Below are 6001 nucleotides of genomic sequence, written 5' to 3' on the forward strand. Positions count from 1 at the left end.
CGGCCGAAGTGACGCCGATCCGCGAACTCGACCGCATCGAGCTCGGTAGCGGCAGCCGCGGCCCGATCACCGAAAAGATCCAGAGCGCGTTCTTTGACATCGTCAATGGCCGCAACCCGAAATACGCCCACTGGCTCGCAAAGGTCTGAACACCATGTCCCAAGCTGTGATCGAACTGCTGGCCAAGGACCTGAACGCCCAGGGCGGGGTCTTCTGCCCCAGCCCCAAGGCGGACATGAAGCTGTGGAACAGCCATCCCAAGGTCTATCTGGACGTGGGCCGCAGCGGTGAGGCCAAGTGCCCCTACTGCGGCACGGTGTACCGCCTGAAGGCGGGCGAGCACGTACACGCTGGCCACTGACGGATGTCGGCGGCCGCTGGCGGCGCGAAGGTGCCGCCCACGCTCACGGTGGCGGTGCTCACGCACAACGAAGCCCACCGTATTGAAGCCTGCCTGCGCAGCGCCGCTTTCGCCGACCAGGTGCTGGTCGTCGACAGCGGCAGCACGGACGACACCGTCGCCCTGGCGCAAGGCCTGGGCGCGGAAGTCCATTCCTACCCTGACTGGCAGGGCTTTGCCGTGCAGCGCAACCGGCTGCTGGCCCATTCGCGTGGCGACTACGTGTTCTTCCTCGATGCCGATGAGGTCATGACGCCGGCCTTCCAGCAGGAGGTGCAGGCCATCGTGCGCTCGGGCGAGCGCGCGGTGTGGACCATCCGCTGGCGCATGGTGGCCTTTGGCCAGGAGCTGCGCTACTTCATGTCGCAGTCGCGCATCGAGCGGCTGTTCCTGCGTTCCATGGTCCGTGAATTCACGGGCGTGGTGCACGAGCAGGCGCAACTGCACCCCGAGCCCGGCGGCGCCGCCGTGCCGCGCCGCCTGGTGCGGGCACGGCTGCTGCACTACACGCGCAACTCCGTGCGCACCAGCCTCGAAAAGCTCACCCAGTACGTGATGCTGGGCGCCGCCAAGCGCGCCGAGCTGGGCAAGCGCGGCGGCGTGCTGCGCGGCCTGGCCTCGGGTGGCTCGATGTTCGTGCGCCTGTATGTCTTCCGCCTGGGCTTCCTGTGCGGGGGCGCGGGCTTCCTGTACTGCCTGTTCGTGGCGCTGGAGGGCTTCTTCCGCTACGCCGCGCTGCACTACGACCGCGACAGCCTCACGGGCCGGGTGATCCGGTGACGCTCAGGAGCTATCGCTGGTTCGGGCGCTGTGCCAGCGTGGGCGCCTTCATGGTGCCCGGCCTGGCGCTGTGGCTGCCCTCGGGCTATTCCTACGGCGCGGCGCTGCTGCTGCTGGCGGCGCTGGCCAGTGCCCCGGTGTGGTGGCGGCGCCCGGCGCCGCGCGCCGCCTGGTGGCTCACGGCCGCTTTCTCGTGCATGGCCGCGCTGTGGCTGCTCGACGTGGGCGCCACCTGGGGCTGGGGCAGCATGGACCGGCCGGTCAAGTACCTGCTGGCGCTGCCCTGCATCTTCTACCTGATGACCTTCGAGCCGCGCGCCTCCTGGCTGTGGATGGGCCTGGCCGTCGGGGCCGTGGGCAGCGGCGCCGTGGGCCTGTACCAGATCGGTGTGCAGGGCCTGCCGCGCGCCAGCGGCTTCACCAACGCCATCCAGTACGGTAACCTGAGCATGCTGCTGGGCGTGCTCAGCGGCCTGCTGCTGGTGGTGCAGTGGCGGCGCTGGGTGGCCTGGCAGCGGTTGCTGCTGGTGGCCGCCATCGTGCTGGGCGCGGTGGGCTCGGTGCTGTCGCAGTCGCGCGGCGGCTGGCTGGCGCTGGTGCTGCTCTTGCCCGTGTGCGCTTGGCTGCTGGTGCGCACCACCGGCCAGCGGCGCGTGTACTGGGGCCTGTGCGTGCTGGCGCTGCTCGCGGCAGCCCTGTCCCAGGTGCCAGCGGTGGAGCAGCGCGTGGACGAGGCGCGCCAGGAAATGCAGACCTACCAGCAGCACGGCGATGGCCGCAGCTCGGTGGGCCAGCGCCTGGCCCACTGGCAGCTGGCCTGGCAGATGGGCTGGGACCGGCCGCTCACCGGCTGGGGCCGGGCCGGCTACGAGCAGGAAAAGGCACGCCGCGTGGCCGCAGGCCTGGCGCACCCCGTGGTGCTCGAATTCGGCCATGCCCACAACGAGGTGCTGGACCTGTTCGCCAAGCGCGGCTTGCCCGGTGTGCTGCTGCTGTTTGCGTTCTACGGCATTCCGTTGGTGATGTTCTGGCCCACGGCCCGGCGCATCCGCGACGGCGCGGGCAAGATGGACCGCGAATCGCTCTCGCTGTGCCTGGTCGGCGTGATGCTGCCGCTGTCCTACATCGGCTTCGGCCTGACCCAGGTCTTCCTGGCGCACAACAGCGGCAACATGTTCTATCTCTTCATGTGCCCGCTGGTGCTGGCGGCGCTGCATGAGCGGCGCGCGCGCATCGGCTGCGGCCGCCCTTTCTGAACGAACAGGCTTCCCAGATGCATATCCTGCTGGTCAACAACTCTCCCATCCCGGTCTACGGCTACGGCGGTACCGAGCGCGTGATCTGGGACCTGGGCAAGACCCTGGTGCAGCTGGGCCACCGCGTGAGCTACCTGGTGCCCGAAGGCTCGAGCTGCGACTTCGCCCAGGTGCTGCCGATCAAGCCCGACGCGCCCTGGGACGGCCAGATCCCGGCCGACGTGGACATCACCCACTTCCAGTTCAACCCGCGCAGCGAGCCCTCGCGCCCCTACCTGGTCACCGAGCACGGCAACGCGCGCAAGCCCAAGCCGTTGCCGCTGAACACCGTGTTCCTGTCGCGCAACCATGCGGCGCGCTACGGTTCCACCGAATTCGTCTACAACGGGCTGGACTGGTCGGCCTACGGCCCGGTGGACTTCGCGCGCCCGCGCGACCACTACCACTTCCTGGGCAAGGCCGCCTGGGGCGTGAAGAACGTGGCCGGTGCCATCAAGGTGGCCAAGCTCGCGGGCGTGGAGCTCGACGTACTGGGCGGTGACCGCATCAACTTCAAGCGCGGCTTTCGCTGGACCTTGTCGCGCCGCATCCATTTCTTCGGCATGGTCGGCGGCCAGCAGAAGAACGAGCTGCTCAACGCCTCGCGCGGCCTGATCTTTCCCGTGCGCTGGCATGAGCCCTTTGGCCTGGCCGTGATCGAGAGCCTGTACTTCGGCTGCCCGGTGTTCAGCACGCCCTATGGGGCCCTGCCCGAACTGGTGCCGGCCGAATGCGGCAGCCTGTCGGCCAGCGCCAGCGAACTGGCCGAGGCCGTGCGCGCCCACCAAGCCGACCCGCGCGCCTGCCATGCCCATGTGCAGCAGCACTTCAGCGCCGAGGCCATGGCACGCGGCTACCTGCGCTACTACGAGCGCGTGCTGGCCGGCGAGGTGTTGCACCGCGAGCACCCCGTTATCCAGGGCACGGCCCGCGACCTCCCCTGGACGCGCTGACCGCCGTTCAGTGCCCCGCGGCGCCCACGCGCGCGCTGGCCTGCTTCCATTCCTCTTCGAGCAGCGCCATCAGCGCTGCTGCGGCCATGGGCCGAACGGCTTCCACGCCCTGGCCGGCCCACAGCGACAGGTAGTCGGCCCGGCCCGCCTCGTTCGAGGCCTTGCGCAGCGCCCCCGTCAGCGCGTTCTGCACGGGGTAGGGCGGCACGGCCATTTCATCGGCCTGCAGGCGCTCCATCAGCGCGTTGACGATGCCGCGTGCATGGCGCCCCGTCAACGCCCGCGTGGTGCGTGTGTCGGTGCCCTTGGCGTTGGCCAGGGCCTTGCGGTAGGGGGCACCGATGCCCGATTCGTCGCACGACAGGAAGGCCGTGCCCATCTGCACCGCCTCGGCCCCCAGGGCCTGCGCGGCGGCGATACCGCGCCCGTCCATGATGCCGCCGGCCGCCACCACCGACACGCCGCGCGGCGCCAGCGCGTCCACACAGCGCGGCACCAGGGCCATCGTGCCGATCATGGACGACGTGAAGTCCCCGAGGAAGGTGCCGCGGTGCCCGCCCGATTCCATGCCCGAGGCGCAGACCCCGTCGGCGCCCACGTCGGCCCAGGCGATGGCTTCGGCCACCGTGGTGGCCGTGCCGATCACATAGCAGCCCGCCGCATGCAGGCGCGCCACCTGTGCTGCCGAAGGAAGCCCGAAGGTGTAGCAGTCCACCGCCGGGCGCGCGGCGATCAGCGCATCGAACTGTGCCGCGAAGTCCTCGCACCAGCGCGCAGGCATGGCCGGTTGCTGGCCGAATTCGGCATACAGCGGGGCCAGCCGGGCGACTGCGGTGTCCACCGTGGCGGCATCGGGGGCCGGAGTGTCCTGCACGAAGAGGTTCATGCAGAACGGCTGGTCGGTGCGCCGCCGCACCTCGGCCGCCGCCTCGATCATGGCCGCTGGCGAACGCATGCCGCAGCCCAGTGAGCCCAGCCCGCCTGCGGCCGAGACGGCAGCGGCCAGGGCGGGGGTGTCGGAGCCGGTCATGGGGCCCTGGATGATGGGCAGGCGAAGCGAAAGGGCGGTACGAAGGCTGTGCTCGGTCATGGCGGGCTCCTGGAACGGGAAGAGAAAAAAACGGTCAGGCGGCAGACAGGGCCTGCTGCAGGGCGTCGAGCGCGCTGGAGCGGTAGCCCTTGCGCCAGGTGAGCAGGGTATCGATGCGGGTGATGGGCTGGTGGCTCAGCATCCCGGCATGGGGCGTCATGGCCAGCACCGAGTGCGGCACGATGCCCACGCAGCTGCCGGCGGCCACGCAGGCGAGGATGGCGTGGTAGCTGCCCAGCTCCAGCACCTGCATGGGCTGCGGCCGGGGGGCGAACCAATCCTGCCCGATGCGGCGGTAGGTGCAGCCCGGTTCGAAGACCGCGAGCGCACCGGGCTGCACGTCCTCGGGCCCGGCCACCGGCGGGTGGCCCGCAGGCAGCACCAGCAGCAGTTCCTCGGTGAACACGGGCCGGGTCTCGAAGACCGGGTCCGGCGCCTGGCCCGGCGGCCAGGCCACCAGCACCGCATCGAGGGCATGGGCGCGCAGCCGCTCCACCAGTTCGCGCGTCGGGGCGGTCGAGAGTTCGAGCGCCACGCCCGGCCATTGGCCGTGCAGGCGCGCCAGGGGCACGGGCAGGCGGCTTGCCGCCGTGCTCTCCATCGAACCGATCCGCAGCCGGCCGCCCGGCGGGCCCGGGCGCACCGCCTGGCGCGCCTCTTCGGCCAGCGCCAGCAACTGGTCAGCATAGCCCAGCAGCACCTGCCCCTCGGGCGTGAGGGCCATGCGCTTGCCTTCGCGCAGGAACAGGGGTGTGCCCAGGTGCGCCTCCAGCTGCTGCACCCGGGTGGTCACATTGGACTGCACGCGCCCCAGCCGCTCGGCGGCGCGCGTGACACTGCCTTCGGCCGCCACGGTGCGGAAAATGTCCAGGGCCGCAAGGTCCCACAAAGCGGAAGATTCAACCATCTTTAAAAAGTATGAATTACATAAATTCAATCTCTTGTTAGGATGATGATAAGCAGCGGCATCTGCCGTGGCAACCCCTTCCCGGTATCCCCGTATGGACCAGGTGTCTTCTCCCCCTTCGCCCGGCAGCGTACACCCTGCCGACATGGCGCCGTTGCGCGTTGCCGTGGCCGGCATGGTCGCGCTGGCCGTCGCCATGGGCATCGGCCGCTTTGCCTTCACCCCGCTGCTGCCCATGATGCTGCACGATGGCGTGATCGACATCGCCACCGGCAGCTGGCTGGCCACGGCCAACTATGCCGGCTACCTTGCTGGCGCGCTGCTGTACATGGCGCTGCCCTGGCTGGAACGGCACCTGCGCGCAGTGCCCCGCAATGCGGCGCTGGCGCGTGGCGGCCTCGTGGCCACCGTGGTGCTGACCGGCCTGCTTGCCTGTCCCTGGCCTGCTTCGTGGCCGCGGCTGCGCTTTCTGGCCGGCGTGGCCAGCGCGCTGGTGTTCCTGGGCACGGCCAACTGGTGCATGGGGCAGCTCACCCGGCTGGGGCGGCCCCAGCTCGCCGGCCTGATCTTCTGCGG

General features: G+C 70.1%; 7 protein-coding genes and 1 pseudogene. 6 read left to right on the plus strand and 2 right to left on the minus strand.

The annotated features are described in order from the left end of the window. The 5 genes and pseudogenes from ACK59X_RS09065 to ACK59X_RS09085 form a co-directional block, all read left to right on the plus strand. Positions 1–149 (plus strand): annotated as a pseudogene (locus ACK59X_RS09065) (branched chain amino acid aminotransferase); the annotation flags it as partial. Positions 150–154: 5 nt separating this feature from the next. Then, positions 155–361 carry a zinc-finger domain-containing protein gene (locus ACK59X_RS09070; protein ID WP_184854883.1) on the plus strand — a complete coding sequence of 69 codons (207 nt, stop codon included), beginning with the start codon at positions 155–157 and terminating at the stop codon, positions 359–361. A gap of 3 nt (positions 362–364) precedes the next feature. Further along, a complete protein-coding gene (locus ACK59X_RS09075) occupies positions 365–1180 on the plus strand; it encodes a glycosyltransferase family 2 protein (protein WP_409956666.1) in 816 nt (271 codons plus the stop codon). After that, positions 1177–2436 (plus strand): O-antigen ligase family protein, encoded by a 1260-nt coding sequence (locus ACK59X_RS09080; RefSeq protein WP_409956667.1) that lies wholly within the window; start codon positions 1177–1179, stop codon positions 2434–2436. The genes ACK59X_RS09075 and ACK59X_RS09080 overlap by 4 nt, the downstream gene beginning before the upstream one ends. 17 nt (positions 2437–2453) lie before the next feature. Then, entirely contained in the window at positions 2454–3428 is a 975-nt protein-coding gene (locus ACK59X_RS09085) for a glycosyltransferase (RefSeq protein WP_409956668.1), read from the plus strand. Between the two features lie 7 nt (positions 3429–3435). Here ACK59X_RS09085 and ACK59X_RS09090 read toward each other — a convergent pair whose 3' ends face one another. After that, positions 3436–4518: an NAD(P)H-dependent flavin oxidoreductase gene (locus ACK59X_RS09090; protein ID WP_409956670.1), complete on the minus strand. Its 1083-nt coding sequence runs from the start codon at positions 4516–4518 to the stop codon at positions 3436–3438. A 34-nt stretch (positions 4519–4552) separates the two neighbouring features. Next, complete coding sequence (locus ACK59X_RS09095; protein ID WP_409956672.1) at positions 4553–5425, minus strand: LysR substrate-binding domain-containing protein; 873 nt, start codon at positions 5423–5425, stop codon at positions 4553–4555. 94 nt (positions 5426–5519) lie between these two features. On the opposite strand from ACK59X_RS09095, the gene ACK59X_RS09100 reads away from it, so the two are divergent. Then, a partial coding sequence (locus ACK59X_RS09100; RefSeq protein WP_409956673.1) for a YbfB/YjiJ family MFS transporter occupies positions 5520–6001 on the plus strand: 482 nt, incomplete at its 3' end.

This window comes from Acidovorax sp., assembly GCF_046339755.1.
Lineage (GTDB): Bacteria > Pseudomonadota > Gammaproteobacteria > Burkholderiales > Burkholderiaceae_C > Acidovorax.

Excerpts from the sequence above, each read along its gene's own strand:
- ACK59X_RS09090 (WP_409956670.1), bottom strand. The coding sequence starts at position 4,518 with ATGACCGAGCACAGCCTTCGTACCGCCCTTTCGCTTCGCCTGCCCATC.
- ACK59X_RS09070 (WP_184854883.1), top strand. The coding sequence starts at position 155 with ATGTCCCAAGCTGTGATCGAACTGCTGGCCAAGGACCTGAACGCCCAG.
- ACK59X_RS09085 (WP_409956668.1), top strand. The coding sequence starts at position 2,454 with ATGCATATCCTGCTGGTCAACAACTCTCCCATCCCGGTCTACGGCTAC.
- ACK59X_RS09075 (WP_409956666.1), top strand. The coding sequence starts at position 365 with ATGTCGGCGGCCGCTGGCGGCGCGAAGGTGCCGCCCACGCTCACGGTG.
- ACK59X_RS09095 (WP_409956672.1), bottom strand. The coding sequence starts at position 5,425 with ATGGTTGAATCTTCCGCTTTGTGGGACCTTGCGGCCCTGGACATTTTC.